Raw genomic sequence first — 26390 nt, 5'->3', positions numbered from 1 at the left:
CCTTCCGTCCGACGCCGGTCAGTCGCCTGCGGGCCCGAAACGCTCGGCCCGGATCGCGGCCGGGTCGTGCCCGAGCGCGAGGAGCATCCGGGTCACGGCCTCGACGAAGCCCGTGGGTCCGCACACGTAGCAGACGGGCCGCAGCTCGGGCGGCCAGCCGTGCGCGGCGACGTCCTGCAGGCCGATGCGCCGGGCCTCGCGGGCGGCGTCCAGCGGCGCGGCGCGCGTGTAGAACACCTGGGCCTCGACGCCGTCGGCACGGCCGCGAACCCCGGTGAGCTCGTCCGTGAACATCGCGTCGTCGGGCGTGCGCACGGAGTACAGCAGCCGGAACGAGGTTCGATTCCCCGCACCTCGGCGCGCGCGCACCATCGCGATCAGCGGCACGATCCCCGACCCACCGGCGATCAGCAGCACCGGCGCAGCGTCCGCGAACCCCGGTTCCCACACGAACCACCCGCCGACCGGCCCCCGCACCTCGATGAGCTGACCCGGCTCGAACGCGTCGACCAGGTAGGGCGACACCTCGCCGTCCGGCACCCGTTGGACGGTCACCGCGACCCGCCCGGGCGCGGCGGGGTCGAGCGGCGCCGACAGCGAGTACGCCCGCTCGGCCGTGTACCCGTCGGCGGCGGTGAGCCGCAGGTCGACGTGCTGCCCCGCCAGGTGCCCCGGCCAGTCGAGGACGTCGAGCTCGAGCGTCCGCGCGGTCGCGCTCTCCGCGTGGGCGGAGGCGAGCGTCGCGACGCGCCAGCCGCGCGTCGTCGCGAACCGCTCCCCCAGGCGCGCGGGCGCGGCCGTACCGGCCGTCCCCAGCTCCACCCCGCCCGACGGCGCAGCCACGGTCAGTCCCCCTGGTAGCGCTGCTCGCGCCACGGGTCGCCGTAGTCGTGGTAGCCGAGCTGCTCCCAGAACCCCTGCTGCTCGTCGCGGAGGAGCTGGATCGAGCGGACCCACTTCGCGGACTTCCACAGGTACAGGTGCGGGACCAGGAGGCGGGCCGGGCCGCCGTGCACCGGGGCCAGCGGGGCACCGTCGTACGTGTGGGCGATCCAGGCCTTGCCGCCCAGCAGGTCCGCGACGGGGAGGTTCGTCGTGTATCCGCCGTAGCAGCCGACGAGCGCGTACTGGGCGGTCGAGGTCACGTCGGCGAGCAGAAGGTCGAGGCTCACGCCGCGCCAGCTCGTGCCGAACTTCGACCACCGCGTCACGCAGTGCAGGTCGACGTGCGGGTCCTCCTGCGGCAGGCGCTGGAGCTCGTCCCAGCACCAGCGCCAGTCGGCGCCGTCCTCGTTGCGGATCACGAGCTCCCACGAGTCGAGGGGCACGCGCGGCGTCGGTCCGGCGGACAGGACGGGGAAGTCGGTGACCTCGTACTGGCCGGGCGGCAGCGCCACGCCGGTCGGTCGCGGTCGTCCCTGGAACCCCGGGGTGAGGGTCATGGGCTCACGCTAGATGCGCGGCCCGCGACCCGCCAGACCACTGTCGGGCTCTAGACGGGTCGGGCTCTGATCGTTGCCGTGATCCGCTGCCAGCCCATCGCCCACTGCGCGAGCAAAGGATCGACCGCCTCGAGCACGATCCGCATGTTGGTGAGCTGAGCCTGCACGTTGTTGGTGTTCAGCAGTGGCTCGAGATGGGCCACGCGGTTGCGCAGCAGCAGCACACGGTTCACGGCGTTGGTGAGGTCCCGGGGCGCCCGGCTCCAGACTGGAAACGCGTTCACGATCGCTTCCTCCACAGGAACTGGCGGCCCTCGTCGTTGTCCGGCAGCAGATAGCGCCAGGTGCCAAGACTGAGATTGGCGAGGACGTCGGCATGCTCGACCGGCGCATGTTTGCGGGGTCCTGTCCGCCGACGGGCCGCGACACCGGCGCGCCGCTTCGCCTCGGCGATGTCCTTGCCGGCCAAGCGGTTCAGTAGGGACGCCGGGTCCATCAACCAGTCACGCCCAAGACCTGCACCATCGCGAACCTGCTCAGCGTTCCACCTGCACAGCTGAGCATCGATCGCGTTGCGGAGCGCGACCTCGAAGAAGTGCAAGAGCTCGTACGCGGCCGCCGAGAGCTCGATGTTCCACTGATACAGCCGGATCGCGTCGTTCGTGTTCGAGCCCGTCTCGGCCAGATACGGCTTCAACCGGGCGGTGCTGACCGCAGACCGGACGGCCGCGTCGGTAGCGCTCAGGATTGCTCCGCTCGAGGTCACTGTCGTAACCTAGGGCACGAAGGCAGAGGCAGGTCTCTCTGTTACAGCTTGGAGCGAGGGTCCATCGGTAGATGCCGATGGGCCCTTTCTCGCGTTCAGGCGAGCTCAGCCGCCGTCGTGCCCCTCGATCCAGTACGCCTGGGTGTACTGCCGGTCCCGCCCGACGCCGAGGTCGCGCGCGTACGACCGGACCGCCTTGACGAGGCGCCGTTCGCCGCCCGCCCACACGTACGTGTCGGCGGGGTCGACGTCGTGCTCCCGGAGCGCGGCGACGACGTCGTCCCCGTCCTCCACCCACGTGAGCTTCGTGTTCTCGCGCTCGGGGAGCGGCAGGTCGGTGCGGTCGGGGTGGGCGTCCGCCAGCACGACGACGGCGCGCGTGGCCGGCGGCAGCGCGTCCAGGACGGTGCGCACCGCGGGGACGGCGGTGGTGTCGCCGGCCAGGACGACCGTTCCGGCCGCGAGGTCCACGCGGTGCTTCTGCGTCGTGATCGCCACCTCGGCCGTGGACCCGACGACGGCGTCCCTCCCCCACACGCCCGCCGGGCCTTCCGGCTGGTGCAGGACGAGCTCGAGGCTGAACCGTCCGGCGTCGTGGTCGACGTCGAGGATCGTGTAGCCGCGCTGCACGAGCTTGTCCCGCGTGAGCGACGGCACCCACAGGCGCAGCCAGATCGTGGGGTGCGGCTCGAGCGTCGCGACGAAGCTCGGCGCGCTGACGCGCAGGCGCCGGTACCAGGGCGTCACGTCCTCGACGCCGACGACCTCGAGGGGTGGTTGTGGACGCCCATCGCCCGGAGGACACCACGCTGCCAGTTCGCCGCCATGGCCCAGGACGCTAGTCCGCCATGGCAAGTTAGGCAAGGCTTGCCTTAGTGTTCAGTGCAGCGCGTACTTCAGCAGGACGACGAGGACCCCGAAGCATCGCCCACGACAACGCCGAGTCAGCCGTCGGCGTCGAGCCCGAGGACGACGACCTGCCGGTTCAGGGCCTCGCGCGTGAGGCGCTGGTCGAACGTCGCGAGCGGCACCCCGAGCTGCTCGGCCGTCGCGAGGACGCACGCGTCGGACATCTTCAGCGCAACGGGGCTCGTAACCGCGCGAGCGCCTCCCTCCGGCGAAGGCCCGCCGTCGGGCGCGAGGCCGAAGCCCGCCGCCTCGGGCACGCGCCGCGCGTGCGCCTCGGCTCCACCCCGCGCCGGACCGACGAGGATGTCGGCCATCGTCAACGGGTGGAGCACCATCCCACCGCCTCCGTGCTCGGCGACGATGCGCTGCGCGGCGTCATGGTGCAGGTGAGCGGGCGTGGTCGCCGCTATGACCACGCCCGCGTCGACGACGATCACTCCGGCCAGCCCTCACGGAGGTCCTCCAGGTAGCCGTCCGGGTAGTACTCCGCCAGGCTCGTGAGCTTCTCGACGGCACGCCGGTGTTGCCGCTCGCCGGCGCTCAGCTCGCCCTCGACGGCGTTCGCGCCCGTCACGACCAGATGCGTCAGCAGGGCGGACGGCCGGTCTCTCGGCCACCGGCGACGCGCGACGTCGAGCGCCGTGCGCGATGGCGTCGGTCTCCGTGATCGCGTGTCAAGGTCGCGTGGTCGGCATGTCCACACGTGTAACACTTGGAGCACTGGTGTCACACCATGCGGTGCGCGCGCCGCTGGGCTGCCGCCGCGCGCTAGGGTCGGCGCGTGCGTCTCGTCGCGGTGACCCAGCGCTACGGCGACGTCGACGTGCTCGCGGACGTCGACCTCGACCTCGAGGGCTACGTCGCGGTCCGCGGGCCGAACGGCTCGGGCAAGTCGACGCTGCTGCGGATCGCGGCGGGCGCGCTCGAGCCGACGTCGGGCCGCGTGGTCGGGCGCCCGCGCCATGTCGGCTACGTCCCCGAACGATTCTCCCCACCGGGCACCATGCGCGCCGACGAGTACCTGCGCCGCACCGGCCGCGTCCTCGGGCTCGGCGCCGCGGAGGCGGCCCGGCGCACGGACGTCCTGCTCGACCGGCTCGACCTGCGCCCCAGCCCCCGCGCCCGGCTGGGCTCGCTGAGCAAGGGCAACCGGCTCAAGGTCGGGCTCGCGCACGCGTTCCTCGCACCCGTCGGGCTCGTCGTGCTCGACGAGGCGCGCGACGGCCTCGACGAGGCCGCCTCCGCCGAGCTCGCCTCCCTCGTCGACGAGGCGGTGGCACGCGGCGCGACCGTCCTGCGGGCCACGCACGACGACGTCACTCCCGGCGCGCTCGAGCTCCGGGTGGGCGGTAGCCGGGTCGTGCGGGAGGTGGCCCGCCGCCCCGGGGTCGACACCACCGGCCCGCGCGACAGCCACGGTGCGGTCAGGGCGCTCGTGCGCGAGCCCGACGGGACGGAGCGCGCCCTGACCCTCGCGGCGACGGACCGCGACGCCGCGCTGCTGGCCGTGCTGAGCCATGGCGGGTCGGTCCTCGACGTGCGCCCCGCACCCGGGGCCCGCAGCGAGGAGGCCCGGTGAGCGCGCTCGTCTCCTACACGGTCGCCCGGTGCTCGCGCGCCCAGGTCTGGGTCGCGCCGTGGCTCGCGTTCGTGGTGGGCGTGCTGCTCTTCGACGCGTCCTCCGGGCGGGCGCCCGACGCGCTCGCCCTCAATGCCGTGGTCCTCCTGTTCGTCGCGGCGTGGCTGACGCTCACGACGCTCGGCTCGCAGGCGGCCGAGCAGTCGGCCGTGCTCGCCGCGGCCGTGGGTGGGGCTCGCCGCGAGCGCCTCGGCACGCTCGCGGCCGCGGTCGTGGGCAGCGTCGCGCTCACGCCCGTCTCCTTCGTGGTCGCGTGGTTCTCGTCCCGCGACCCCGTGCACCCGGCGTCGCCCGCGCACGGGATCACTGCGACGCTGGCCGTGTGCGCGGTGCTCGCGCACGTCGTCGCGAGCGTGTGCGGCGTCGTCGTCGCGGGGGCCCTGTCGCGGCCGCTCGTCGCGAGCCGCACCGCGTCGCTCCTCCTGCTGCTGCTCGTCGCGGTGCTCCTCGTCGTCGTCCCGCAGGCCCCCGTGTCCGTGGCCGTCGAACGGACCGGGCACCCGGGCGCGACCGGGGTGGCCGTGCTCGCGGGCGTGGCGTGCGCCGTCGTCGGGGTGGGCGGGGCGCTCGCGTGGTGGACGGCCGGGCTGGCCGCGCGCCGCCGCTGACGCGGACCCAGCCGCACCCGGCCCCTACCCCGCCCCCCACAGGGCGTGGGGGAAACACCCCATGCCGGTCGCGCCCGCCCCCTGCCTACGGTGCGAGGGAGCCGCCCCGTCCGGGCGGGCCCGCGAGCGAGGAGGCAGCGGTGGCGGTCGTATCCCTCAAGGAGATCGTGGACGCGGCGTTCGACGAGCGCTACGGGGTCCCGGCGATCAACATCGTGAACGACCTGTCGCTCGAGGCGGTGCTCGCGGGCGCGGTCGAGGCGCGGTCGCCGCTGATCGTCCAGACGTCCGTCAAGACGGTCAAGGCGTACGGGTCGAAGGTCCTGTTCGGCATGTGGAAGACCATGACCGAGGGCATCGAGGTGCCGGTCGCGCTGCACCTGGACCACTGTCCGGAGCGCGACGTCATCACGGACTGCCTCGAGCAGGGCTGGAACTCCGTCCTGTTCGACGCGTCGACCATGCCCGTCGAGGAGAACCAGCGGCAGACCGTCGAGGTCGTCGCCGAGGCGCGGCGCTACGGCGCGCACGTCGAGGGCGAGATCGAGTCCATCACGGGCGTCGAGGACGGCATCGGTTCGGACACCGAGTCGCACCGGCAGTCCCTCGAGACGGCGGTCCGGTTCATCGAGACCACGGGCGTCGACGTGTTCGCGCCGGCCATCGGGAACGCGCACGGCGTCTACTCGGCGCGGCCCGACCTCGACTTCGAGCGGGTCACCCAGCTCGTCGACGCCACACGCACCCCGATCGCCCTGCACGGCGGCAGCGGCCTCGCCGACGACCAGTTCGCCGACCTCATCGCCCGCGGCTGCGCGAAGGTCAACATCTCGACCCAGCTCAAGATCACGTTCATGCAGTCGAACCTCCGGTTTCTGCGCGAGACGGCCGAGCCGACGGACAAGTGGGACCCGCCGTCGCTGTTCCGGGCCGTGCGCCAGGACCTCGTCGACATGACCGGCGCCCTCGCCCGGAAGTTCGGGAGTGCGGGGAAGGCGTCGTGAAGGCGCTCGTCTTCGACTGCGACGGCGTCCTCGCCGACACCGAGCGCGAGGGCCACCTGCCCGCGTTCAACCAGACGTTCCGCGAGCTCGGCGTCCCGGTCCAGTGGTCCGACGGCGAGTACGCGCGCCTCGTGCGCATCGGCGGTGGCAAGGAGCGCATGCGCAGCCTGCTCACACCCGAGTTCGTCGCCGCGAACGACTACCCCGCCGCCGACGACGGCCAGGCCGAGCTCCTCGCGACCTGGCACCGCCGCAAGACGGAGATCTACACCGACCTCGTCGCGAAGGGCCGACTGCCCGCACGGCCCGGCGTCGCGCGGCTCGCCGCGGAGGCGGACGCCGCCGGGTGGGCGCTCGCCGTCGCGTCGACGTCGGCTGAACCCTCCGTCCGGGCCGTCCTCGAGCACGCCGTGCCGGGAGCCCTGGCGAGCCGGTTCACGGTGCTCGCGGGCGACGTCGTCGCGCACAAGAAGCCCGCGCCCGATATCTACCTGCTCGCCCTCGAGCGCCTCGGTCTCGACCCGGACGACGTGGTCGTCGTCGAGGACTCGGGCGGCGGCCTGCGGGCCGCGCTCGCCGCCGGACTCCGCACGGTCGTCACCGTCAGCGCCTACACCGGGGACGACGACTTCACGGGCGCGTCGCTCGTCGTCGCGTCCCTCGGCGAGCCCGGGGCACCCGCCGACGTCCTCGCGGACCCCCTCGGCCTCGGCGCCGACGGCGTCGTCACGATCGGCACCCTCGAGGCGATCCTCGCCGCGCCCCGCCCACCCCTCCCGGAGTCGAAGGAGACCCCATGACGACGCAGAGCTTCGCGGACGTCGAGTTCGTCGTCCGCAGCATCGCCCAGATCTGCCTGGACAACGAGAAGGAGTTCGGCGACCTCGACGCGGTCGTCGGCGACGGCGACTTCGGGTACTCGCTCGCGCGCGGGTTCGAGGTCGTCGTCAAGGACTGGGACACCTACGACCGCAGCGACATCGGCACGTTCCTGCAGAAGATCGCGGTCGCGATCACCGGCCGGATCGGCGGCACGTCCGGTCCCATCTGGGGCACGGCGTTCCTGCGCGGGGCGACCCTCGCGAAGGGCCGCGACGAGCTGACCGGCGACGACGTCGTCGCGATGCTGCGGTCCGCGATCGACGGCATCAAGGCGCGCGGCAACGCCGACGTCGGCGACAAGACCCTCCTCGACGCGCTCGTGCCCATGACCGACACGATCGAGGCGTCGCTCGCCGCCGGGAAGGACGGCGCGACGGTCGTCGCCGACGCCGCGGCGTCCGCACGCGAGGCGGCCGACGCGACCGTCTCGATGCTCGCCAAGCGCGGCCGCGCCGCGTACAGCGGCGAGCGGTCCATCGGCTCGGTCGACGCCGGCGCCACCGCGGTCGCCGTCATCCTCGAGCGGCTCGCCGCCCAGTGGCCCGACCGGCCGACCGTCGCCTGACTCTCACCCACCCCTCGCACGACCCCAGGAGACCGCCGTGAAGAAGTTCGTGAACGACCCGCAGCAGTACGTCCCCGAGATGCTGCAGGGCATCGCGCTCGCCAACCCGGACACGCTCACCTACGTGCCCGACTACAACCTCATCATGCGCACGGACGCGCCCCGCGACGACAAGGTCTCGATCATCCAGGGCTCGGGCTCGGGCCACGAACCCGCGCACGTCATGGTCGTCGGCAAGGGCATGCTCGACGGCGCCTGCCCCGGCGACGTGTTCTCCGCGCCGCCCATGGACTACGTGTACGAGACGACCAAGCTGCTCGCGTCGCCGAAGGGCGTCCTGCTGCTCGTGAACAACTACACGGGCGACCGGATGGCGTTCGACATGGCGTCCGAGATGAGCGCCGCCGACGGCGTGAACGTCAAGACGCTGTTCATCGACGACGACGTGTCCGTCCAGGACTCCACGTACACGGTCGGACGCCGCGGCGTCGCCGGGAACTTCTTCGTCATGAAGGCCGTCGGCGCCGCCGCCGAGGAGGGCGCGGACCTCGACGAGCTCGTCCGGATCGGCGAGAAGGTCAACTCCGTGACCCGCACCATGGGCCTCGCGCTCACCGCGTGCACGCCCCCGCAAAGGGCTCGCCCCTGTTCGAGCTGGGCGACGACGAGATCGAGATCGGCGTCGGGATCCACGGCGAGCCGGGCCGCCGGCGCGCGAAGTGGGCGCCCGCGAACGACCTCGTCGACGAGCTGCTCAACCCTGTCGTCGCGGACCTGCCGTTCCAGTCGGGCGACCGGGTGGCACTCATGGTCAACGGGCTCGGCGGCACCCCGATCAGCGAGCTCTACCTCGTCTACGGGATCGCGCACCGCAAGCTCGCGGACCTGGGGATCTCGGTGGCCCGGTCGTACGTGGGCGAGTACTGCACGTCGCTCGACATGGCCGGCGCGTCGATCACGCTCGTCAAGCTCGACGACGAGATCGAGCGGCTCCTCCTCGCGCCCGCCGAGGTGGCGGTGCGCGTCTTCTGACGTGCGGGTCCGGCGCACGGGCTGGCCGGGCGCGGGTGCGAGGATGTGCCCGTGCCCGGTACCGCCGCCGGGGGCGGGGGCGACGCACGTCGCCCCGGCCCCTCACCCTCGCCGTCGTCGTCGTGGTCCTGCTCGCCCTCGGTGCCGGGGTCGCATGGCAGGTGGGCGCCCTCCTCGGCCTGAGCCACGCGCCCGCCGACGTCCCCGTCGAGCGCACGACGACGCAGCCCGCCCGCGCGGACGTCGCGGCCCCGGCGCTCCGGCTCGTCACGGCCCCCGACGAGAGGCCCGTGCGGCTCGCCGCGCAGGCCGTCGGCGACGCGTACGCCGGACGTGGCCTCGCCCGCCCGGCGATCGCCGCCGCGGACCTGACCCGTGGCCCGGCCGGCGCGGTGCTGGCGGTCCGGGTGGCGCCGTCGTCGGGCCTGAGCGGGGAGAAGTTCCGGCTCTCGCGCTCCGGCGCGGGCCTCACGCTCGACGCGGGCACCTCCGCCGGGGCGGCCGCGGGCCTCTACCAGGTCGCCGACCGGGTCCGGTCCGCGAGCGCCGTCCTGCCCGACGACGAGGACGGCGTCGCCCGGGGCCCGCGACTCGGCCTGCGGCTGACGGACGTCGGGGCGGTCGGGCTCGACGACGACCCGGCCCGGTTCGCGGCGGGCGACGACTACTCCCTCAACTCGGACGTCGTCGGTTCGGCCCTGCTCCCGCACGCGCCCTGGGTCGACCCGGACGCCGTCGCGACGATCTCCACACAGTTCCGTGCGCTCGTCGACCACGCGCTGCAGCAGGGCTACAACGGCGTCGTGGTGCCCGGGTTCCTCGAGTACGTGACGTTCGCCGACCTGGGCGTCTATCCCGACGGCGACCCGCACGCCGCCCGGGCGCAGGCGCTGGTGCAGGCGTTCGCACCGGTCTGGAAGTACGCGCACGACCTGGGCATGAAGGTCTACCTGTCGACCGACATGCTCGCCGTCGACCCGCCGCTCGAGGCCTATCTGCAGCGGACCGTCGGGAGCCTCGACACGACGTCCCCGAAGCTCTGGTCCGTCTACCAGGACGGGCTGCGCGAGCTCTTCGGCGCCATGCCGTTCGTCGACGGGCTCATGATCCGCGTCGGCGAGGAGGCTCGGCCTACCAGCTCGCCGGCTGGGACTACGGGTCGAAGCTCGCCGTGACGACGTCGGACGCGGTCCAGGCGATGCTGCACGCGTTCCTCGCGACCGCGGGCGCGGCGGACAAGGACGTCGTCTTCCGGACGTGGACGGTCGGGATCGGAGCCGTCGGCGACCTGCACACGAACCCGGCGTCGTACGAGGAGGTGCTGGGAGCGATCCACGACCCGCACCTGATCGTGTCGACCAAGTACTCCGCCGGCGACTTCTACAGCTACCTGGCGCTCAACCCGACGCTCGCCGTCGGGGACCAGCGGCGCATCGTCGAGCTGCAGGCGCGCCGCGAGTTCGAGGGCCAGGGCGCACTGCCCGACGACCTCGGCGCGCTCGACCAGGCCGCGCTGCAGAGGTTCCTTGCCGCGAACCCGAACGTCGAGGGGATCTGGGACTGGGCGCAGACGGGCGGTCCGCTGTACGCCGGGCCGCGGGACCTCTCTCCGGGACGGGTTCTGGCAGCTGTGGGACCTGAACGCCTACCTCGCCGCGCAGCTCGCGGCCGACCCTGACGCCGACGTCGCGCGGCTGCGCGGCGACTGGGTGCGGCAGACCTTCTCCTCGGACCCGGCGACCGTCGCCGCGATCTCGGACGCGCTCGCCCTGTCGCGGTCCGCGATCACCGACGGCCTCTACCTCGGCCCGTACGCCGAGCAGTCGGTCAAGGCGCTGGGCCTCGAGCCCCCGCCCATGATGTGGATCTTCGAGTGGGACATCGTCTCGGGCGACACCGCGACCTTCGACACGATCTACACGCTGACGACGCCGCACGTCGACGAGGCCGTCGCGCAGGGGCGTCGTGCCGTCGCGACGGTCGAGAAGATGCGGGACCTGGTCGTGGGCACCGCCGCGTCGTCGTGGGCCTCTCCGGACGCGCGCACGCAGTTCGTCGCCGCGCTCGACTACGAGCAGAACCTGTTCACGACGCTCGACGCGTACCGCGAGACCGTCCTGCGCCACGCGCAGTGGCTCGACACCGGGTCGGGCGCCGCGAAGGCCGCCTGGAAGTCCGCGGAGACGCGGTTCCGCGCCGCCCTCGCCGACCACGAGCACCGGTACGGGGACGACCTCCAGCTCCCGGCGTACAACTTCACGGCCGCGAACCTCGGGCTCGAGCGCGCCGACCGGGACGTCGCCATGGCGTGGGTCGCGCGGGGGCTCCTGGTGCTCGTGGTGGCGGCGCTCGGACTGGGGGCGTGGTCCGGGCGTCGACCCCGGTTCCCCGGGCACCGGGCGCTGCACGCGCTGTGGACCGGGGGACGCGGCCGTGGCGGCTCGGACCGGTCGACGTCGTGGACCGCGCCGGCCTGGCCGGAACCCCCGACGGCGGTGCGCCCGGGCGCGTCGACCGTGTGCTGGTGTGGGCTCTCCCGGCCGTCGTGCTGGTGCTCTCGCGCCTCGCGTACACGTGGTTCGACGCACCGGTGCACCTCGCCCTCACGCTCGGCGCGTGGGCGCTGTTCGCGCTCACCGCCCGGGCGCTCGTCGGGCGGCGGGACGGGTTCTGGCTGTGGAGCGCGGTCGGTGGGGTGGCGCTCGTCCGGTCGGTGCTGCTGCTCGCGGTGCTCGCGTGGCGCGGCCCGGGCCGCTACTGGTTCGGGTTCTGGACGGTGCCCGTCCAGCGTGCCGCCTACGTGACCGTCGCGTTCGCGCTGTTCTGCTGGTTGTTCGTCGCGACGTTCGCGGTGCTGCGCGCGCGGTACGGGCTGACCCGGCGACGCGCCGCGGGCGTCGTCGCCGTCGCCGCCGGGGCGCCGCTGGTGGTCGGGGGCGTGGTCGTCGCCGGGGTCGGGCTCGAGACGACGCTCACCGCCTGGAACGACCAGCTCGCCCTCCTCCCCTGGGGCCTGCACCGGATCCTGGGGATCTGCGTCTACCTCGGCATCCCCACCGCCCTGCCGACGTGGATCGCGGTCGGCGGCGCCGTCGTCGTCGCGGGCGGCGCCCTCCTGCTCGTCCGACGAACGCGCGACCGGGCGGCCTCGTCCCGTGGGTGACGCGCCCCGGCGACCCCTCCCGTGTCGAACAGGTGTTCGAGCAAATGTCAGTGGGTCGGTGTTGACTGGTCGCATGACCTCGACGGAGCCCCGAACCGCGGACGACGGCGCAGCGCGCCTTCCCGCGGTCGCCGGCGCCGGGGTCGTGTCCGGCGGTGAGCGTGGGCCGGTGGGGGCGGAGCTGATGGACCGGGCGATCACGGCGGTCGTGGAGGTGGAGCACGCGATCCTGCGGCTCACGGCGCTGCGGACGCTGATCCTGAACACCGCGCGCCGTCAGGTCCCCTCGCCGAGGCGACCCTTCTCGACCCGGAGTCGGCGGCGGCTCGCGCGCCCCTCACGGAGCAGCGGGCCGAGCTCGCCCACCGGGCGTTCGTGGCGGACCTCGCGACCGCCCTGCAGCTCCCGGAGACGACCACGTCGAGGCTCGTCGAGGAGGCCGAGGTCCTGGTCGAGGGGCTGCCCCGAACCCTGGACGCGATGGCAGACGGGACCGTCTCCTACCGGCACGCGCAGGTCATCGCCGAGCACACGGCCGGGCTCGAGGCGCCGGCCCGCGAGGCCGTGGAGACAGCCGTGCTCCCGTTCGCTTCGACCTCCACGCCCACGGGCCTGGGGCGCCGGGCACGTCGCGCCCGCGAGCTCGTCCACCCCGAGGCCCTGGCCGAACGCCACCGCCGCGCCGCAGCCGACCGGCGCGTGCGCCTGGACCCTGCACCGGACGGGATGGCCTGGCTCAGCGCGTTCCTGCCCGCCGCGGCGGGGCACGCGATCCTCGACCGCCTCGACCACGCCGCTCGCACCCTCGTCGGCCCCGACGAGCCCCGCACCCCCGACCAGCTCCGCGCCGACACCCTGACCGCGCTCCTGCTCGACACCCCGGGCACCGCCGACACCGACCCCGCGGACGGCACCGCCGGGGCGGGCGGTGTGAACGGTGGGCTCGCACGTCACGCCCGCGGCCTGGTGCCCCGGGTCGCGGTCACCGTCCCGGTCCTGACGCTGCTCGGTGGCGACCAGCCCGCGACCCTCGACGAGTACGGGCCCATCAGCCCCGAGGAGGCACGCAAGCTCGCCGCCGCGGCGCCGACGTTCACACGGATCCTGACCCACCCCGAGACCGGGGCCGTGCTGTCCGTGGGGCGCACCAGCTACGCCGTGCCCGCGGACCTGCGCCGCCACCTCGCCGTGCGTGACGGCACGTGCCGGTTCCCCGGCTGCGGCCGGCCCGCGGCCCGCTGCGACACCGACCACGTCACCGCGTTCGTCGACGGTGGCGCCACCGACGCGGCCAACCTCCTGCACCTGTGCCGGCGCCAGCACCGGCTCAAGCACGAGACGTCGTGGTGTGTCCGTGTCGACCAGCGCACCCACGACGCCGTGTGGACCTCACCCACCGGACGCCAACACGTCGTGCCGCCGGCCGTCGTGGTCGGGGGCGACCCACCGAAGGGCTCGCCACCAACGTCGCCACCACCAACGTCGCCACCACCAACAGGGAACCGCGACGGCACCGGACCGCCACCGTTCTGACCCGCGACGCGCTCGCCGGGGCAGCGGTCGTCGTCGCCCTCGCGGGCGCGGCGTCGATCAGCGCGCGCCGGGGGCGACGTCCACGCGCGGGCCGGGCCCACCGCCCTCAGGACCGCGACGCCTCTCGCGAAGAACCAGGACGACCAGGCCCAGCACGAGCCAGCCCGCGGCGACCTCGAGCGCGAGGTGGCTGGCAAGCACCAGCACCGCGACGACGATCACGACCCCGACGACGGGCACGACCGTGTGGAGCACGCGGCCCTCGGTACGTCGACCGACGACGTAGTACCCGACGACGGCGACGTGCAGGAAGACGAACGCTGTCAGCGCCCCGACCGTGACCATCGACGACAGCAGGTCGAGCCCGTCCGACCGGAGGGCGGCGGCCACGGCGATGACGGCGGTCGCGACCGCGGAGACGAGGATCGCGAGACGAGGCACGCCCGTGCGACGGCTCACGGAGCCGAGCCGCGCCGGGAGCTGCCCGTCGCGGGCCATCCCGTACATGAGGCGGCTCACCGCGGCCTGCGCCACGAGGGCGGAGAGCACCGGCCCCACTGCTCGCACCGTGGTGACCGTCGTGCCGAACCACGACCCGATCGAGTCGCCCAGCATCGTGTAGAAGATCGTCCCCTGCTCGTCCGGGTGCGCGGCGAGCTCCGCGGGCGTCGTCGTCGTCAGGAGCGCGCCCAGGTAGGTCTGGAGGACGAACAGGAACCCCGCGAGGACGAGGCAGAAGACGAGAGCCCGGCCGACCTGCCGGGGAGAGCCGGTGCTCTCCTCCGCGAACGTGGCGATCGCGTCGAAGCCGAGGAACGCGAGGGCCGCCACCGAGACCGCGCCGATCACGCCGGTGAGCGTGAACCCGTCGAGCCCGACGAGCGGGGACAGCCACGGCCGGGCCGGGCCGTCCTGTACGAGCACGACGACGGCGCCCACGCAGAAGCCCGCCAGGACGACGATCTCCACGACCAGCGACACGAGCCCCACCGTCGCCGCGAGCCTGACACCGGCGAGGTTGAGGCCCGTGATGACGACCACCGCCGTCGTCGTGAACACCCAGACGGGCACCGCCGGGACCAGGGCGTGACTGGCGATCCCGGTGAAGAGCGCGGCCAGGCTCGGGATGAAGAGGTAGTCGAGGCCGATCATCCAGCCGGCCATGAAGCCCGGCCGCCGCCCCAGCCCCGCGGTCGCGTAGGCCGAGACCGACCCCGCCTTCGGGACGGCGACGGACATGCGCGCGTACGACCACGCCGTGAACGCCATCGCCAGGGTCGCGACGAGGAACACCAGCGCGACGGCGCCGTTGCTGCGCGCGTCGAGGACGCCGAAGGTGCCCATGGGCGCGGTCACGCCGATGAACAGGAGCCCGTAGATGACGAGGTGACGGAGGGACAGGCTCCGGTGGAGGGTGCCCTCGGGCGCGGAAGCGGACGCCTCGCGCGCGGGTCGGTGCTCGGTGGACGCCGTACTCAGCTCCTCGGTCGTCGACGGTGGGCGCCTCGGTGCTCCGCGCACCGGTCGCCCCACGCCAGCCTGCCGTCCCGGACTCCCTCGCGCTCACCGGACGCGACGGCGTCCACGGGCACGGCGGGCACGGGAACGGGTTCGACGTGCTGCCACGGCCGCGCGCCACGACGATGGACCCGTGACCTCCTCTCCCGGCCCCCAGCTCGTCCTCGTCCGCCACGGTGAGACGGAGTGGTCGCTGAGCGGCCGGCACACGGGCACGTCCGACCTCCCTTTGACCGCGCACGGCGAGGAGCAGGCGCGGGCGGCGGGCGTCCTGCTCGCGTCGCGCGTCGCCGCCGGGCAGCGTCTCCGCACGGTGCTCACGAGCCCCCGGGTGCGCGCGCGCCGGACGGCGGAGCTCGCGGGCTTCGGGGGCGCCGTCGTCGACGGGGACCTGGCCGAGTGGGACTACGGGCCCGTCGAGGGGCGCACCAGCGCGGAGATCTGCGCCGAGACCGGCACGGACTGGGAGATCTTCCGCGACGGCGTCCACGTCGTCGGGCCGGAGCATGCGGCCGTGCCCCACCCGACCGCGGGTGAGACCCTCGACGACGTCGCCGCCCGCACCGCGCGCGTCGTCGAGCGGGTGCTGCCCACGCTGGAGGCCGGCGACAGCGCGCTCGTGTTCGCGCACGGGCACGTGCTGCGCGTCCTCGCGACCACCTGGCTCGACGTCCCCCCGACGACGGGTGCGCTCCTCGCGCTCGGGACGGCGTCGATCTCGCTGCTCGGGTTCGGGCACGGGATCCGCACCCTCGAGGGCTGGAACTACCCGTCGGGCGCCTGACCGCCGTCGTCACCGCCGCTCGGCGGGTGTCAGGCGACCCCGAGGTACGCGGCCTTGACCGCCGGGTCCACGAGCAGGTCCTGGCCCGGGCCCGTCGTCGTGACCTCACCCGTCTCCAGGATGTACGCGCGGTCCGACCGCGAGAGTGCCTGCTGGGCGTTCTGCTCGACGAGCAGCACCGTCGTGCCCTGGTCGTGGATCTCGCTGATGATCCGGAAGATCTGCTGGATCACCATGGGCGCGAGGCCCATCGACGGCTCGTCGAGAAGCAGGAGCTTCGGCCGAGCCATCAGCGCGCGGCCGATCGCGAGCATCTGCTGCTCGCCGCCGGACATCGTGCCGCCGACCTGCGTCCGGCGCTCGTGCAGCCTCGGGAACAGGTCGAAGACGTTCGCGAGGGTCGCGTCGTGCTCGGCCTTCGTCTCGAAGGTCCGGGCGTAGGCGCCCATCTCGAGGTTCTCGATGACGGTCATCCCGGGGAAGACGCCACGACCCTCGGGTGCCTGCACCACGCCGGCCAGGACCCGCTTGTGCGCGGGCATCCGGGTGATGTCCTGGCCGTCGAAGCGGATGGTCCCGCTCGACAGCGGCCGGATGCCGGAGATCGCGCGCATCGTAGTGGTCTTGCCGGCCCCGTTGGCGCCGATGAGGGTGACGAGCTCCCCCTCGTCGACCGTCAACGACACCCCGCGGACCGCTTCGATCCGCCCGTAGGCGACGGAGACGTTCTCGAGCTCAAGCAGTGGCATCGTCGGGCACTCCCAGGTAGGCGGCGATCACGGCGGGGTCCTCGCGGATCTCAGCAGGAAGGCCCTCCGCGATCTTCCGGCCGAACTCCAGCACGACGATCCGGTCGGTGACGCCCATGACGAGGCGCATGTCGTGCTCGATAAGGAGGACGGTGAACCCGTCATCACGGATCTTGCGGACGAGCTCCTGGAGCTGCTCCTTCTCGGCCGGGTTGAACCCGGCGGCCGGCTCGTCGAGGCAGAGCAGCTTGGGCTCGGTGGCGAGCGCGCGGGCGATCTCGAGCCGACGCTGGTCCCCGTAGGGCAGGTTGCGCGCCTGATGCGTGGCGCGCGCCCCGATCCCGACGAACTCCAGCAGCGCCATGCCGCGGTCGATGGCGTCGCGCTCCTCCCGCCGGTGGCGCGCCGAGCGGAAGATCGCGCCCGGCACCGAGGTGCGGTGCCGGGCGTCCGTCCCGACGACGACGTTCTCGAGCGCCGTCATGTCGCTGAACAGGCGGATGTTCTGGAACGTCCGTGCGATCCCGAGGCGCGTGATCTGGTTGCGCTTGACCCGTACGAGCGGGCGCCCGTCGAACACGACCCGGCCCGACGACGGCCGGTACACGCCCGTCATCGCGTTGAACGCCGTGGTCTTGCCGGCGCCGTTCGGGCCGATGAGCCCGAGGATCTCGCCGCGGCGGATGTCGAACGACACGTCGTCCAGGGCAGTGAGGCCGCCGAACCTGACGCTCACGCCCTCCATCCGGAGCAGGGGCTCACCGACCTCGGCGTGCACCGTGCGGTCAGCGGCGACGATCTCCGCGACCGTCGCCTCGTCCGCGAGATCCGGGTTGACCGTGGCGAGATCGACGTCGACCTCGAGGACACCACCGTCGGGCAGGTCCTCCTCACGCCCGTCCTCGGAGGTCACGACCTCACCGTCGGGGGCGAGGAACTGCTCCCCGCTCTCCGTGCCCGCCCGCAGGGAGTCGGGGCTGTTGGGCTCGCTCATCGCTCACCTCCGTCGATCGTCCCGGGACCGTCCGGCACCGGCTTCGCGCCGCCCGTCGGACCGTCGCCGCCCCCGACGGGCGCCAACGCCACGCGCCGGGCCGCCTGGTAGAGCTGGCGGGAGTACGCGAGCAGCTTCTGACGGGCAGGTAGCAGCCCCTGCGGTCGGAAGATCATCAGGATGATGAGCGCGAGGCCGAAGAACAGGTACTTGTAGCTCGCGATCGTGTCGCCGTCGATCGAGATCCCGAACAGGTCGGTCCGGCCGAGGAAGAAGTTCGGCAGGTACACGATGATGAAGGCGCCGAGGATCACGCCGAGCTTGTTCCCCTGCCCGCCGAGCACGACCGCGCAGAGGAAGAACATCGAGTTGACGACGTTGAAGCCCTCGGGCGAGACGAACTGGACCTGCCCCGCGTAGAGGGCGCCCGACAGCCCGCCGATCCCCGCGCCGATCACGAACGCCCAGAGCTTGAACTTGAAGGTCGGCACGCCCATGATCTCGGCGGCGTCCTCGTCCTCGCGGATCGCCACCCAGGCCCGGCCCACGCGAGACCGTTCCAGGTTTCCCACCACGAGCAGCACGACGATGATGAGCACGATGGAGACCCAGAACCACCACAGCCCGGAGTTCCAGGGCGCGTTGCTGTTCCCTGCCGAGAAGACCCCGTCCGGTGCTCCGCACTGGATCCGACCTGAGGGTAGGCGACCTTCGTCAGGCCCTGCCCGCCTCGAGTGAGGGGCGTCAGGTTGTCCGCGAGCAGGCGGACGATCTCTCCGAAGCCGAGAGTCACGATCGCCAGGTAGTCGCCACGCAGCCGCAAGGTCGGCGAACCGAGGATCAGTCCGGAGAGCGCCGTGATCGCGATGGCGATGGGCACGCAGAACAGCCATGCCCAGCTCTCCGACAGCCACTGGTCGGTGAGGTTCCACGGGCTGTCCGGGCTGGTCAGGAGCGCGACGGTGTAGGCACCGATCGCGTAGAAGCCCACGTAGCCGAGGTCGAGCAGGCCCGCTTGCCCGACGACGACGTTCAGACCGATCGCGACGAGCGCGATCATCCCGAACTGCGCCATGACGCCGCCGAAGTCGGTGCCGACGGTCGTGAGGACCGGAATGCGGAGCACCGGCAGGAACGCGATGAACACGATGAACGGGACGCCGATGAGCCACTGTGTCGGGCGGGCCTGGGCGTCCCACCAGAGCCGGAACCGGTCGCCGACGCCGTGGTACGGGCGGCCGCTGCCGGTCGTCGCGGGGGTGCTGGTCGTCGTCGTCATGCGCGTGCCCTCCCGAGAGACTCGCCGAGGATGCCGGTCGGTCGGAACAGGAGCACCAGGACGAGGACGACGAACGCGACGACGTCGCGCCACTCCGTCCCGAAGAGCGCCTGCCCGTAGAGCTCCATGACGCCGAGCAGGAGGCCGCCGAGCAGCGCCCCGCGCAGGTTGCCGATGCCGCCCAGCACTGCGGCCGCGAAGGCCTTGATGCCGAGGATGAACCCGCCCGAGTAGATGATCCCGTTGGGGATCTTGAGGCTGTAGAGCATCGCCGCGGCCCCTGCCAGCACACCACCGAGCAGGAACGTGAGCATGATGACCCGCTCGCGGGACACGCCCATGAGCGTCGCCGTGACGGGGTCCTGGGCCACTGCCCGGATCCCGCGCCCGAACTTGGTCGCGTTGACGAACCGGTCGACGAGGAACGCGAGCACGAGGGCGGCCACGACGATCACGATGTCGACGTTGCTCACATCCGCACCGCCGAACGAGAAGACCGTGACCTCCTGCACGAGCCGGATCGGCTGCTGCGCGGTCGTCCCGCCGAAGTTCCCCCGGTGAGCTTCGGGAGCACGAAGTGGACGAACTCCTGGAGCACGAACGAGGCGCCGATGGCCGTGATGAGGAACGTGAGCGACGGGGCGCCGCGCCGGCGCAGCGGCCGGTACGCGACCCGTTCGAGCCCGACGGCGGCGCCGCCCGAGACCGCCATGCCACCGATCATCGCGATCAGCAGATAGAACACCGTCAGTGCGGTGCCCTGGCTGTAGACGTCGCCTCGCGGCGCGAAACCGAGGCCCCACAGGACCGCGTACTGCCCGAACATCCCGAGCATGAAGATCTCGGAGTGGGCAAAGTTGATGAGCCGGAGGACGCCGTAGACCAGCGTGTACCCCACCGCGATCAGGGCGTAGATCGCGCCGTAGGTGAGTCCGTCGACGGTGAGGGACCAGAAGCTGGAGAACAGGCGGGAGGTGTTGAAGTCGATGACGCTGTCCGCGGCGAGCACGGCGTGCGCCGTGTGGGCGGACACGAGGACATCAGGGAGCAGGAGAGCGCTCATGGAGCTCCTCGGGGTGGATCCGGTGCGAGGTCACGACGCCGCGGCGGCCGGGCATCGAGGCCCGGCCGCCGCGATCAGTCACTTGACCTGGTAGATCCAGATGAGCGCCGAGGAGAGCTCGCCGGTGTCGCTCCACTCGTAGTGGCGGGCGAGCCCGTCACCCTTGTAGTTCTTGACGAAGTCGACGAGCTTGGCGCGGTCCGTGATCCCGGAGTCGATGCCCTTGAGCATGATCGTCGTCAGGTCGTAGCCCTCGACCGAGTAGACACCCGGGGTCGCACCGGCGTTGGTCGACTTGTAGTCGCTCGCGAACTGGTCGGGCGCCGGGCCGCACGGGCACGAGAGCAGCGCGTCCTTGGAGGCGCTTCCCGCCTGCTTGACGAACTCGGGGTCGTTGGTGCCGTCCGCCGACACGAAGGTCGCTTTCACGCCCGACGAGCGGAGCTGCGAGACGAAGGAGCGGCCTCGGGGTAATAGCCGGCGTAGAAGACCGCGTCGGCGTCGGCGCTCTTGACACTCTGCACCGTGGCCGAGAAGTCCTTGTCACCGGTCTTGACGCTCGCGGCGCAGTCCTCGTCGGCGGCCGAGCCCAGAGCGTCGGTGACGGCCTTGGCCAGGCCCACGCCGTAGTCCGAGTCGTCCTGGACGACGCAGACCTTGCTGAACTTCTTGGTGTCGACCAGGTAGTGCGCGACCGCCGGCCCCTGCACGCCGTCGTTCGCGAGACCGCGGAAGAAGTTCGTCCAGCCGTTCTTGGTCAGGTCCACGTTGGTGGCGGACGCCGTCAGCGACAGGAGGTTGGCCTGGTGGAACACCGCGCCGACCGCGGCAGTCTCGCCAGAGAACGCCGGGCCGAGCAGGCCGATGACGTTCTTGTTGGACACGATGGTCGGCGCGACCTGGGTGGCCTTCTGGGGCGTTCCCTCGGTGTCGTAGCCCTTGAGCTGCACCTGGCAGTCCGGGTTCGCCTTGTTGTGCGCGGCGACGGCCACCTTGGCGCCGTCGATGATGTTGATGCCGAGCGCGGCATTGGGCCCGGTGAGCGCGCCCGCCATGGCGATCGTCGTCGTGGCGGCGCACGTGGCCTTGCCGTCGCCGGCCGGGTCGGCGGCGTTCGAGGAGTCGGCCGCAGGGACCTCCTTGCCGGACTCGTCGATCTGGACGACCGGCTGGATCGACAGAGCGCCGGAGCTGGTCGTGCTCCCGCCCGTCGACCCTCCTCCGCCGCCGGAGTCGTCCTTCGACGAACAGCCCGCGACGAGCAGGGCGGAGGCCATCGCGACGGCGACAGCTGCGGTGGGGAGAGTGCGACGCATCTGGTTCCTCCAAGGTCGTGAACCCGTGCCGGGCCCTGGCCTGCGCGGACGAGATGCGCAAGCCGACGTGGCGAGCAAGTTACTCCCGCGTAGGTACAAAAAACAGACATCTGCGAGGGCGTGTCGAAATTGTGATGGTCCGGAAACGGGTACGAAACGTCGCCCGGGAGGGCGCGACATCCCCGGAAATCGTCGACGAAGTCGTAGTGATGCAGGTCACAGCCTGATTCCCGGCCATCGCGGCGCGTCGTGAAGGCCCTCGAGGGCTCGCGAGCCCAGCCCTGTCGGTCGACGGGCACCTCCGGTAGAGTGTTCGCCGAGTGCTTGCTTGTCTTCTTCACCGGAGTCGACGACGAACACCGTGCATGCGCCCTCGAAGGTCGAGGGCGTGTACCGACTCCTGAAGGAGATACCCATGGCTACTGGCATCGTGAAGTGGTTCAACGGCGAAAAGGGCTACGGCTTCATCGCCCCCGACGACGGCTCCGCCGACGTCTTCGCGCACTACTCGGCCATCCAGTCGACGGGCTTCCGTTCGCTGGACGAGAACCAGCGCGTCGAGTTCGACGTGACGCAGGGCCCGAAGGGCCCGCAGGCGGAGAACATCCGCCCGCTCTGATCTGAGCAGCAGCACCCGCACGGGCGCTGACGACGAGCCCGGTACCCCACGAGGGGTACCGGGCTCGTTCGCGTCCGGGCGCCTAGAGCACGCTCGCCAGGAAGTCCCGCGTCCGCGTCTCCTGCGGGTTCTCCAGCACCCCGGCGGGTGTCCCGCGCTCGACGACGACGCCGTCGGCCATGAACACGACCTGGTCGGCGACCTCGCGCGCGAACCCGAGCTCGTGGGTGACGACGACCATCGTCATGCCGCTGCGGGCGAGGTCGCGCATGACGGCGAGGACCTCCCCGACGAGCTCGGGGTCGAGCGCGGAGGTCGGCTCGTCGAAGAGCATGAGCTCGGGGTCCATGGCGAGGGCCCGCGCGATGGCGACGCGCTGCTGCTGCCCGCCGGAGAGCTGGGCGGGGTAGTGCTCGGCCCGGTCGGAGAGCCCGACGCGGCGGAGCAGCTCGTCGGCGCGGGCTCCCGCCTCGGCCTTGGAGCGCCGGAGCACCCGGATCTGGGCCTCCATGACGTTCTGCCGCGCCGTCATGTGCGGGAACAGGTTGAACCGCTGGAAGACCATGCCGATGCGGGCACGCTGCCGGGCGATGTCGCGGCTGCCGAGGCGGAAGAGCGCGGGCTTGCCGCCGCGGGTGCCTTCGCGGTAGCCCATGAGCTCGCCGTCGACGCGGACGCGCCCGGCCGTGATGTCCTCGAGCTCGTTGATGCACCTCAGGACGGTGGACTTCCCGGAACCGGAGGGCCCGAGGATCACGCACACGCTGCCCTGCGGGACGTCGAGGTCGATGCCGCGCAGCACGTGCAGGTGCCCGAACTCCTTGTGGAGGCCACGGATCTCGACCATCGGCACGACGCCGCTGGTGGTGGGCTGGCTCATCGAGCACCTCCCGCGCCGCCGCCGTGCGGGCGGCCCATGTCGTCGAACACCGCGATCTCCGGCGTCGTCCCGGCTTCCGCGATGGCTTCCTGGCGCGTGGCCCGCCCGCCTGGGCCGCCGCCGGCCCGGCCGCCGTGGTGCTCGTCGAACCCCCGCCCGTAGTGCCGCTCGAGGTAGTGCTGCCCGACCATGAGGACGCTCGTGATCGCCAGGTACCAGATGGCGGCGACGACGAGCAGCGGGACGGGGAGGAAAATCCGCGTCCCGATCGCCCGCGTTGCGTAGTTGAGGTCGAGGATGAACGGGACCGCGAGGACGAGGGACGTCGTCTTGAGCATCGAGATCGTCTCGTTGCCGGTCGGCGGGACGATGACACGCATGGCCTGCGGCAGGATGACGCGCCGCAGGATCGTCGAGTCCTTCATGCCGAGCGCCCGGGAAGCCTCCTCTTGGCCCCGGTCGACGGACTGGAGGCCGGCCCGGACGATCTCGGCCAGGTAGGCGGCCTCGTTCAGCCCGAGCCCGAGGATGGCCGCGCGGGACGCCGTGACGAGCTCCGTCGTCGTGAAGTGGAGCCACTCCGGACCGAACGGGACGCCTAGCGACAGCTTCGGGTACAGCACGGAGATGAGGCCCCAGAAGACCAGCTGGGTGTAGATCGGCGTGCCACGGAAGAACCAGATGTAGATCCAGCTGACGTACCGCATGACGGGGTTCTCGGACCGCCGCATAACCGCGAGCAGCACCGCGAGGACGATCCCGATGACCATCGCGGCGACGGTCAGCCACAGGGTCCAGCCGACGCCGCGCACGACCTGCTCGTTGAAGAGGTACTTCCCGACGGTCGGCCAGTCGAACTTGTCGTTGGTGACGAGCCCGTGCACGACCATCGCCGCGAGCACGAGCACGACGACGGCGGACGCCCACCGGCCGGGGTGGCGGACGGGGACGGCGTGGATGCGGTCCGGGACCGGGTCGGAGGTGGAGGCGGCAGGGTCGGGCGACTTTGCCCGGCCCTGCCCTGCGAGGTCGCTCATGGCGCTCAGCCTGCTCCGGTGCGAGCCGTCAGCCGACGGACGGGTTGAGCTCGGCGGTCGTCACGGCGCCGTCCTCGTTGCCCCAGGCCTTGAGGATGTTGCCGTAGGTGCCGTCGTCGATGAGCTTCTGCACCGTCTTCTGGACGACGTCCGTGAGGGCCTGGTCGCTCTTGGAGACAACGATGCCCTGCGGCGCCGTCTCGATGACGTCACCCGCCTGCTCGAGCTGGCCGTTCGTCTGGGCGATCGCGTAGGCGATGATCGGCGAGTCGGCGAACATCACGTCCGCCTTGCCGCCGACGAGGTTTGTCGTCACGTCGGCCTGCGACTCATACTTGAGCGGGTTGATCGCGTCCTTACCCGCGTCGGTGCACTTCTTCGACAGGTCGGCGAGCTCGTCGTCCTCGACCGTGCCGCTCTGGACCCCGACCGTCTTGCCGCACAGGTCGCCGGTGTCCACACCCTTCGGGTTGCCCTTCTGGACGGCGAACGCCTCGCCGGCCTGGAAGTACTGGACCATGTTGACCTGCTTCTCGCGGTCGGGGTTGATCGTGAACGACGAGACCCCGATGTCATAGCGCGAGCCGATCGACGGGATGATGTTGTCGAACGACGCCGTCTGGATGTCGGCCTTGAGGCCGAGGGTCGCGGCGATCGCCTTGGTCAGGTCGACGTCGTAGCCGACGGGCGTCTTGCCGTCGTCGCCGATGTACTCGGCAGGCGCGTACGTGGTGTCGGACCCGACGCGCAGGGTGCCGGCGCTCTTGACCGCAGCCGGGACGGCGGCGGCGAGCGTGTCGTCCTTGGCCACCGAGCTCGGGTCGAACGTCGACGCGCCGGACGTGGACGTGCCGCCCGAACCGCTGTCGTCCGAGTCGGAGCAGCCGGCGAGCACGACGGCCAGGGTGGCCGTGGCCACGAGGGCGGTGCTGATGGTGCGAAGTCGTCGCATCGTTCCTCCTGAGGGTCGCGCCGCAGCGCTGCGGCCCAGACGCCGCACCTCGCGACGTCGCGGGTCACAGTATGCGCGTCGTGTTACTACCTCGTAACCGGCGTTCGCACCGTGGGCGCGGGCGGGCGGGCGGGTCAGGACGACGCGAGGTGTTCGAGCGCCACGTCCGACCCGGTCGCGCTGACCCGGACCCCGCCGTCGTCGTCGCCGCTCGCGGGCACGACGTCCGCGCCGGTGAGGGTGACGCCCTTCGGCAGGTCGAGCGGGACCTTGAGCCCCGAGACGGTGTTTGCGAGGCCGCCGGGGAGCGAGTCCGCGGAGACGGTCGCGCCCGCGATCTTCGCGCCCTTGACGTCGACGGCGAGCGCCCCACCGGACACCTTCGGGTCGAGGACGAGCCCGACCCCGATGCCGAGGACCTTCGTGGTCGCGACGAGGCCGTCGTCGGTGGCCGCGATGGTGACGTCGGAGCCGGTGCGCTGCGCGACCACCTGCTCGAGGGTGGCGACGGGCACGGTCGCGTGGACCGTCCCGTCCGTCACGACGTACGGCGAGGTCAGGCTCACGCCGCTGCCGTCGACGTCCACGTCGGTCACGGTCGTCCCACCGAGACTCGCCGACCCGGCTCGGACGGTGACGTCGTCGAGCGAGCCGTTCCAGAGCTGGGTCAGGAACGGGAAGCCGTGGATCGAGGCCGAGACGCCGTTCGCGTCGGTCTGCGCGGTCGCCTCGCGCGCAAAGGTCCGTTCGAACGCCCAGCACGCCACGCGGTCGGCCGCGACGGCGAGGAGGGCGAGCACGACGACGGTGATCAGGAGTCTGCGGAGGAAGCGCACCCCGGTACGGTACGGGGCCGGAGCGGGTGCGACGATCGACGGGTGCCGCCCTCCCCGAGCCTTCACCGGACCCGACGCAGAACCCGGCTCACGCCGCGGCCGCGCCGGACCTCGCGGCGCTCGACACGCTCGTCGTCGGCTGCCGCGCGTGCCCGCGCCTCGTGGCCTGGCGCGAGCAGGTGGGCTGCGAGCGCCGGGCCGCGTTCGCGACCGAGGAGTACTGGGCGCGACCCGTGCCGAGCTTCGGCGATCCCGCGGCCGGAATCCTCGTGGTGGGTCTGGCGCCCGCCGCGCACGGTGGGAACCGGACGGGTCGGATGTTCACGGGCGACCGGTCCGGAGACTTCCTGATCGCCGCGCTGCACCGGGCGGGTCTGGCGTCGCAGGCCACGTCGGTCGCGCGCGGCGACGGCCTCGAGCTGACCGGCGCGCGCCTGGCGGCTCCGGTCCACTGCGTCCCGCCGGAGAACAAGCCCACGCCGGCCGAGCGCCGCACCTGCTCGGTGTACCTCGCGCGCGAGCTCGAGCTCGTGGCACCGCGGGTCGTCGTGACGCTCGGGGCGTTCGGCTGGAACGCGACCCTCGACGTCCTCGCGGGCGCCGGCTGGGCGGTCCCACGCCCTCGCCCGCGGTTCGGGCACGGTGCCGAGGTGGTGGTTTCACGTGAAACGTCGGACGACGGCGTCGGCCCTGGTCAGGTGACACTTCTGGGCTGCTTCCACCCCAGCCCGCACAACACGTTCACGGGCAAGCTCACGCCTGACGCGATGGACGCCCTGCTCGCCCGCGCGCGAGCGCTCGCCGCGTCATAGGTTCGTCA

General features: G+C 72.2%; 33 protein-coding genes and 3 pseudogenes. 16 read left to right on the top strand and 20 right to left on the bottom strand.

The features are described 5' to 3' along the window. Positions 1 to 18: 18 nt before the first annotated feature. The 7 genes from QQK45_RS08165 to QQK45_RS08135 form a co-directional block, all read right to left on the bottom strand. Positions 19 to 843, bottom strand: a complete 825-nt coding sequence (locus QQK45_RS08165) for a ferredoxin reductase (RefSeq protein ID WP_284292833.1) — start codon at positions 841 to 843, stop codon at positions 19 to 21. Between the two features lie 2 nt (positions 844 to 845). Continuing rightward, positions 846 to 1442: a molybdopterin-dependent oxidoreductase gene (locus QQK45_RS08160; RefSeq protein WP_284292832.1), complete on the bottom strand. Its 597-nt coding sequence runs from the start codon at positions 1440 to 1442 to the stop codon at positions 846 to 848. A gap of 50 nt (positions 1443 to 1492) precedes the next feature. Continuing rightward, positions 1493 to 1741, bottom strand: a complete 249-nt coding sequence (locus tag QQK45_RS08155) for a hypothetical protein (protein ID WP_284292831.1) — start codon at positions 1739 to 1741, stop codon at positions 1493 to 1495. Further along, positions 1723 to 2208: a hypothetical protein gene (locus QQK45_RS08150; RefSeq protein WP_284292830.1), complete on the bottom strand. Its 486-nt coding sequence runs from the start codon at positions 2206 to 2208 to the stop codon at positions 1723 to 1725. The genes QQK45_RS08155 and QQK45_RS08150 overlap by 19 nt, the downstream gene beginning before the upstream one ends. A gap of 105 nt (positions 2209 to 2313) precedes the next feature. Further along, on the bottom strand, positions 2314 to 2955 hold the full coding sequence (locus tag QQK45_RS08145) for a siderophore-interacting protein (RefSeq protein ID WP_284292829.1): 642 nt from the start codon (positions 2953 to 2955) through the stop codon (positions 2314 to 2316). A gap of 197 nt (positions 2956 to 3152) precedes the next feature. Further along, on the bottom strand, positions 3153 to 3554 hold the full coding sequence (locus QQK45_RS08140) for a type II toxin-antitoxin system VapC family toxin (RefSeq protein WP_284292827.1): 402 nt from the start codon (positions 3552 to 3554) through the stop codon (positions 3153 to 3155). Next, a complete protein-coding gene (locus QQK45_RS08135) occupies positions 3551 to 3691 on the bottom strand; it encodes a hypothetical protein (protein ID WP_284292826.1) in 141 nt (46 codons plus the stop codon). Before QQK45_RS08135 ends, QQK45_RS08140 begins: the two co-directional genes overlap by 4 nt. 207 nt (positions 3692 to 3898) lie before the next feature. Here QQK45_RS08135 and QQK45_RS08130 point away from each other — a divergent pair, with 207 nt between their 5' ends. From QQK45_RS08130 to QQK45_RS22035, 12 genes and pseudogenes are all read left to right on the top strand, one after another. Further along, positions 3899 to 4696 (top strand): ATP-binding cassette domain-containing protein, encoded by a 798-nt coding sequence (locus tag QQK45_RS08130; RefSeq protein WP_284292825.1) that lies wholly within the window; start codon positions 3899 to 3901, stop codon positions 4694 to 4696. Then, on the top strand, positions 4693 to 5364 hold the full coding sequence (locus QQK45_RS08125) for a hypothetical protein (RefSeq protein WP_284292824.1): 672 nt from the start codon (positions 4693 to 4695) through the stop codon (positions 5362 to 5364). Before QQK45_RS08130 ends, QQK45_RS08125 begins: the two co-directional genes overlap by 4 nt. Positions 5365 to 5504: 140 nt before the next feature. Then, positions 5505 to 6368: a class II fructose-bisphosphate aldolase gene (locus tag QQK45_RS08120; RefSeq protein ID WP_284292823.1), complete on the top strand. Its 864-nt coding sequence runs from the start codon at positions 5505 to 5507 to the stop codon at positions 6366 to 6368. Then, positions 6365 to 7168, top strand: coding sequence for an HAD-IA family hydrolase (locus QQK45_RS08115; RefSeq protein ID WP_284292822.1), 804 nt, complete (start codon positions 6365 to 6367; stop codon positions 7166 to 7168). The genes QQK45_RS08120 and QQK45_RS08115 overlap by 4 nt, the downstream gene beginning before the upstream one ends. Then, a complete protein-coding gene (dhaL, locus tag QQK45_RS08110; protein ID WP_284292821.1) occupies positions 7165 to 7815 on the top strand; it encodes a dihydroxyacetone kinase subunit DhaL in 651 nt (216 codons plus the stop codon). The genes QQK45_RS08115 and dhaL overlap by 4 nt, the downstream gene beginning before the upstream one ends. Before the next feature lie 145 nt (positions 7816 to 7960). Continuing rightward, positions 7961 to 8847 (top strand): annotated as a pseudogene (locus QQK45_RS08105) (dihydroxyacetone kinase subunit DhaK). A gap of 122 nt (positions 8848 to 8969) precedes the next feature. Further along, positions 8970 to 10022, top strand: coding sequence for a hypothetical protein (locus QQK45_RS08100; RefSeq protein ID WP_284292820.1), 1053 nt, complete (start codon positions 8970 to 8972; stop codon positions 10020 to 10022). Further along, on the top strand, positions 10019 to 10525 hold the full coding sequence (locus QQK45_RS08095; RefSeq protein ID WP_284292819.1) for a hypothetical protein: 507 nt from the start codon (positions 10019 to 10021) through the stop codon (positions 10523 to 10525). The genes QQK45_RS08100 and QQK45_RS08095 overlap by 4 nt, the downstream gene beginning before the upstream one ends. A gap of 31 nt (positions 10526 to 10556) precedes the next feature. Continuing rightward, the gene (locus QQK45_RS08090; protein WP_284292818.1) at positions 10557 to 11651 is read left to right on the top strand and encodes a hypothetical protein; all 1095 of its coding nucleotides are present in this window, start codon (positions 10557 to 10559) and stop codon (positions 11649 to 11651) included. Next, positions 11561 to 12010, top strand: a complete 450-nt coding sequence (locus tag QQK45_RS08085) for a hypothetical protein (protein WP_284292817.1) — start codon at positions 11561 to 11563, stop codon at positions 12008 to 12010. The genes QQK45_RS08090 and QQK45_RS08085 overlap by 91 nt, the downstream gene beginning before the upstream one ends. A 351-nt stretch (positions 12011 to 12361) precedes the next feature. After that, positions 12362 to 13195, top strand: a pseudogene (locus QQK45_RS08080) (DUF222 domain-containing protein); the annotation flags it as partial. Beyond that, complete coding sequence (locus QQK45_RS22035; protein WP_348525344.1) at positions 13169 to 13543, top strand: HNH endonuclease signature motif containing protein; 375 nt, start codon at positions 13169 to 13171, stop codon at positions 13541 to 13543. The pseudogene QQK45_RS08080 and the gene QQK45_RS22035, both read left to right, overlap by 27 nt. Positions 13544 to 13600: 57 nt before the next feature. Here QQK45_RS22035 and QQK45_RS08075 read toward each other — a convergent pair whose 3' ends face one another. Next, positions 13601 to 15064: an APC family permease gene (locus QQK45_RS08075; protein WP_284292816.1), complete on the bottom strand. Its 1464-nt coding sequence runs from the start codon at positions 15062 to 15064 to the stop codon at positions 13601 to 13603. On the opposite strand from QQK45_RS08075, the gene QQK45_RS08070 reads away from it, so the two are divergent. Next, positions 15052 to 15198: a hypothetical protein gene (locus tag QQK45_RS08070; protein WP_284292815.1), complete on the top strand. Its 147-nt coding sequence runs from the start codon at positions 15052 to 15054 to the stop codon at positions 15196 to 15198. The genes QQK45_RS08075 and QQK45_RS08070 overlap by 13 nt on opposite strands. Then, positions 15195 to 15845: a histidine phosphatase family protein gene (locus QQK45_RS08065; RefSeq protein WP_284292814.1), complete on the top strand. Its 651-nt coding sequence runs from the start codon at positions 15195 to 15197 to the stop codon at positions 15843 to 15845. The genes QQK45_RS08070 and QQK45_RS08065 overlap by 4 nt, the downstream gene beginning before the upstream one ends. 29 nt (positions 15846 to 15874) lie before the next feature. Here the strand turns inward: QQK45_RS08065 and QQK45_RS08060 are convergent, their stop codons facing one another. The 8 genes and pseudogenes from QQK45_RS08060 to QQK45_RS08025 all read right to left on the bottom strand — a co-directional run bounded on the left by QQK45_RS08060 (position 15875) and on the right by QQK45_RS08025 (position 21246). Next, positions 15875 to 16594 (bottom strand): ABC transporter ATP-binding protein, encoded by a 720-nt coding sequence (locus QQK45_RS08060; protein ID WP_284292813.1) that lies wholly within the window; start codon positions 16592 to 16594, stop codon positions 15875 to 15877. Beyond that, entirely contained in the window at positions 16581 to 17588 is a 1008-nt protein-coding gene (locus QQK45_RS08055) for an ABC transporter ATP-binding protein (protein WP_284292812.1), read from the bottom strand. The genes QQK45_RS08060 and QQK45_RS08055 overlap by 14 nt, the downstream gene beginning before the upstream one ends. Then, positions 17585 to 18172 (bottom strand): branched-chain amino acid ABC transporter permease, encoded by a 588-nt coding sequence (locus tag QQK45_RS08050; protein WP_348525342.1) that lies wholly within the window; start codon positions 18170 to 18172, stop codon positions 17585 to 17587. Before QQK45_RS08050 ends, QQK45_RS08055 begins: the two co-directional genes overlap by 4 nt. Positions 18173 to 18360: 188 nt before the next feature. Then, a pseudogene (locus tag QQK45_RS22030) lies at positions 18361 to 18648 on the bottom strand (ABC transporter permease subunit); the annotation flags it as partial. A 215-nt stretch (positions 18649 to 18863) separates the two neighbouring features. Beyond that, positions 18864 to 19340, bottom strand: a complete 477-nt coding sequence (locus QQK45_RS08040; RefSeq protein WP_284292810.1) for an ABC transporter permease subunit — start codon at positions 19338 to 19340, stop codon at positions 18864 to 18866. Continuing rightward, entirely contained in the window at positions 19337 to 19930 is a 594-nt protein-coding gene (locus QQK45_RS08035; protein WP_284292809.1) for a branched-chain amino acid ABC transporter permease, read from the bottom strand. Before QQK45_RS08035 ends, QQK45_RS08040 begins: the two co-directional genes overlap by 4 nt. A gap of 78 nt (positions 19931 to 20008) precedes the next feature. Then, positions 20009 to 20359, bottom strand: coding sequence for a type 1 periplasmic-binding domain-containing protein (locus QQK45_RS08030; RefSeq protein WP_284292808.1), 351 nt, complete (start codon positions 20357 to 20359; stop codon positions 20009 to 20011). Then, the gene (locus QQK45_RS08025; protein WP_284292807.1) at positions 20356 to 21246 is read right to left on the bottom strand and encodes a branched-chain amino acid ABC transporter substrate-binding protein; all 891 of its coding nucleotides are present in this window, start codon (positions 21244 to 21246) and stop codon (positions 20356 to 20358) included. The genes QQK45_RS08030 and QQK45_RS08025 overlap by 4 nt, the downstream gene beginning before the upstream one ends. Positions 21247 to 21661: 415 nt before the next feature. On the opposite strand from QQK45_RS08025, the gene QQK45_RS08020 reads away from it, so the two are divergent. After that, positions 21662 to 21865 (top strand): cold-shock protein, encoded by a 204-nt coding sequence (locus tag QQK45_RS08020; protein WP_284292806.1) that lies wholly within the window; start codon positions 21662 to 21664, stop codon positions 21863 to 21865. A gap of 82 nt (positions 21866 to 21947) precedes the next feature. Here the strand turns inward: QQK45_RS08020 and QQK45_RS08015 are convergent, their stop codons facing one another. The 4 genes from QQK45_RS08015 to QQK45_RS08000 all read right to left on the bottom strand — a co-directional run bounded on the left by QQK45_RS08015 (position 21948) and on the right by QQK45_RS08000 (position 25570). Further along, entirely contained in the window at positions 21948 to 22745 is a 798-nt protein-coding gene (locus QQK45_RS08015) for an amino acid ABC transporter ATP-binding protein (protein ID WP_284292805.1), read from the bottom strand. After that, entirely contained in the window at positions 22742 to 23782 is a 1041-nt protein-coding gene (locus tag QQK45_RS08010; protein ID WP_284292804.1) for an amino acid ABC transporter permease, read from the bottom strand. Before QQK45_RS08010 ends, QQK45_RS08015 begins: the two co-directional genes overlap by 4 nt. 28 nt (positions 23783 to 23810) lie before the next feature. Continuing rightward, positions 23811 to 24734, bottom strand: coding sequence for an ABC transporter substrate-binding protein (locus tag QQK45_RS08005; RefSeq protein WP_284292803.1), 924 nt, complete (start codon positions 24732 to 24734; stop codon positions 23811 to 23813). Between the two features lie 134 nt (positions 24735 to 24868). Further along, positions 24869 to 25570, bottom strand: a complete 702-nt coding sequence (locus tag QQK45_RS08000; RefSeq protein WP_284292802.1) for an LmeA family phospholipid-binding protein — start codon at positions 25568 to 25570, stop codon at positions 24869 to 24871. Positions 25571 to 25596: 26 nt separating this feature from the next. Here QQK45_RS08000 and QQK45_RS07995 point away from each other — a divergent pair, with 26 nt between their 5' ends. Further along, the gene (locus QQK45_RS07995; RefSeq protein ID WP_284292801.1) at positions 25597 to 26382 is read left to right on the top strand and encodes a uracil-DNA glycosylase; all 786 of its coding nucleotides are present in this window, start codon (positions 25597 to 25599) and stop codon (positions 26380 to 26382) included. The last annotated feature ends 8 nt before the right edge of the window (positions 26383 to 26390 follow it).

This window comes from Luteimicrobium album, assembly GCF_030161555.1.
In the GTDB taxonomy this organism is placed as follows: Bacteria; Actinomycetota; Actinomycetes; order Actinomycetales; family Cellulomonadaceae; genus Luteimicrobium; species Luteimicrobium album.
The sequence above is the reverse complement of the archived record's forward strand: the minus strand, read 5'-3'. Positions and strand labels throughout refer to the sequence as shown.

Excerpts from the sequence above, each read along its gene's own strand:
- QQK45_RS08160 (WP_284292832.1), bottom strand. The coding sequence starts at position 1,442 with ATGACCCTCACCCCGGGGTTCCAGGGACGACCGCGACCGACCGGCGTG.
- QQK45_RS08010 (WP_284292804.1), bottom strand. The coding sequence starts at position 23,782 with ATGAGCGACCTCGCAGGGCAGGGCCGGGCAAAGTCGCCCGACCCTGCC.
- QQK45_RS08025 (WP_284292807.1), bottom strand. The coding sequence starts at position 21,246 with ATGCGTCGCACTCTCCCCACCGCAGCTGTCGCCGTCGCGATGGCCTCC.
- QQK45_RS08005 (WP_284292803.1), bottom strand. The coding sequence starts at position 24,734 with ATGCGACGACTTCGCACCATCAGCACCGCCCTCGTGGCCACGGCCACC.
- QQK45_RS08060 (WP_284292813.1), bottom strand. The coding sequence starts at position 16,594 with ATGCCACTGCTTGAGCTCGAGAACGTCTCCGTCGCCTACGGGCGGATC.
- QQK45_RS08035 (WP_284292809.1), bottom strand. The coding sequence starts at position 19,930 with ATGAGCGCTCTCCTGCTCCCTGATGTCCTCGTGTCCGCCCACACGGCG.
- QQK45_RS08055 (WP_284292812.1), bottom strand. The coding sequence starts at position 17,588 with ATGAGCGAGCCCAACAGCCCCGACTCCCTGCGGGCGGGCACGGAGAGC.
- QQK45_RS08020 (WP_284292806.1), top strand. The coding sequence starts at position 21,662 with ATGGCTACTGGCATCGTGAAGTGGTTCAACGGCGAAAAGGGCTACGGC.
- QQK45_RS08015 (WP_284292805.1), bottom strand. The coding sequence starts at position 22,745 with ATGAGCCAGCCCACCACCAGCGGCGTCGTGCCGATGGTCGAGATCCGT.
- dhaL (WP_284292821.1), top strand. The coding sequence starts at position 7,165 with ATGACGACGCAGAGCTTCGCGGACGTCGAGTTCGTCGTCCGCAGCATC.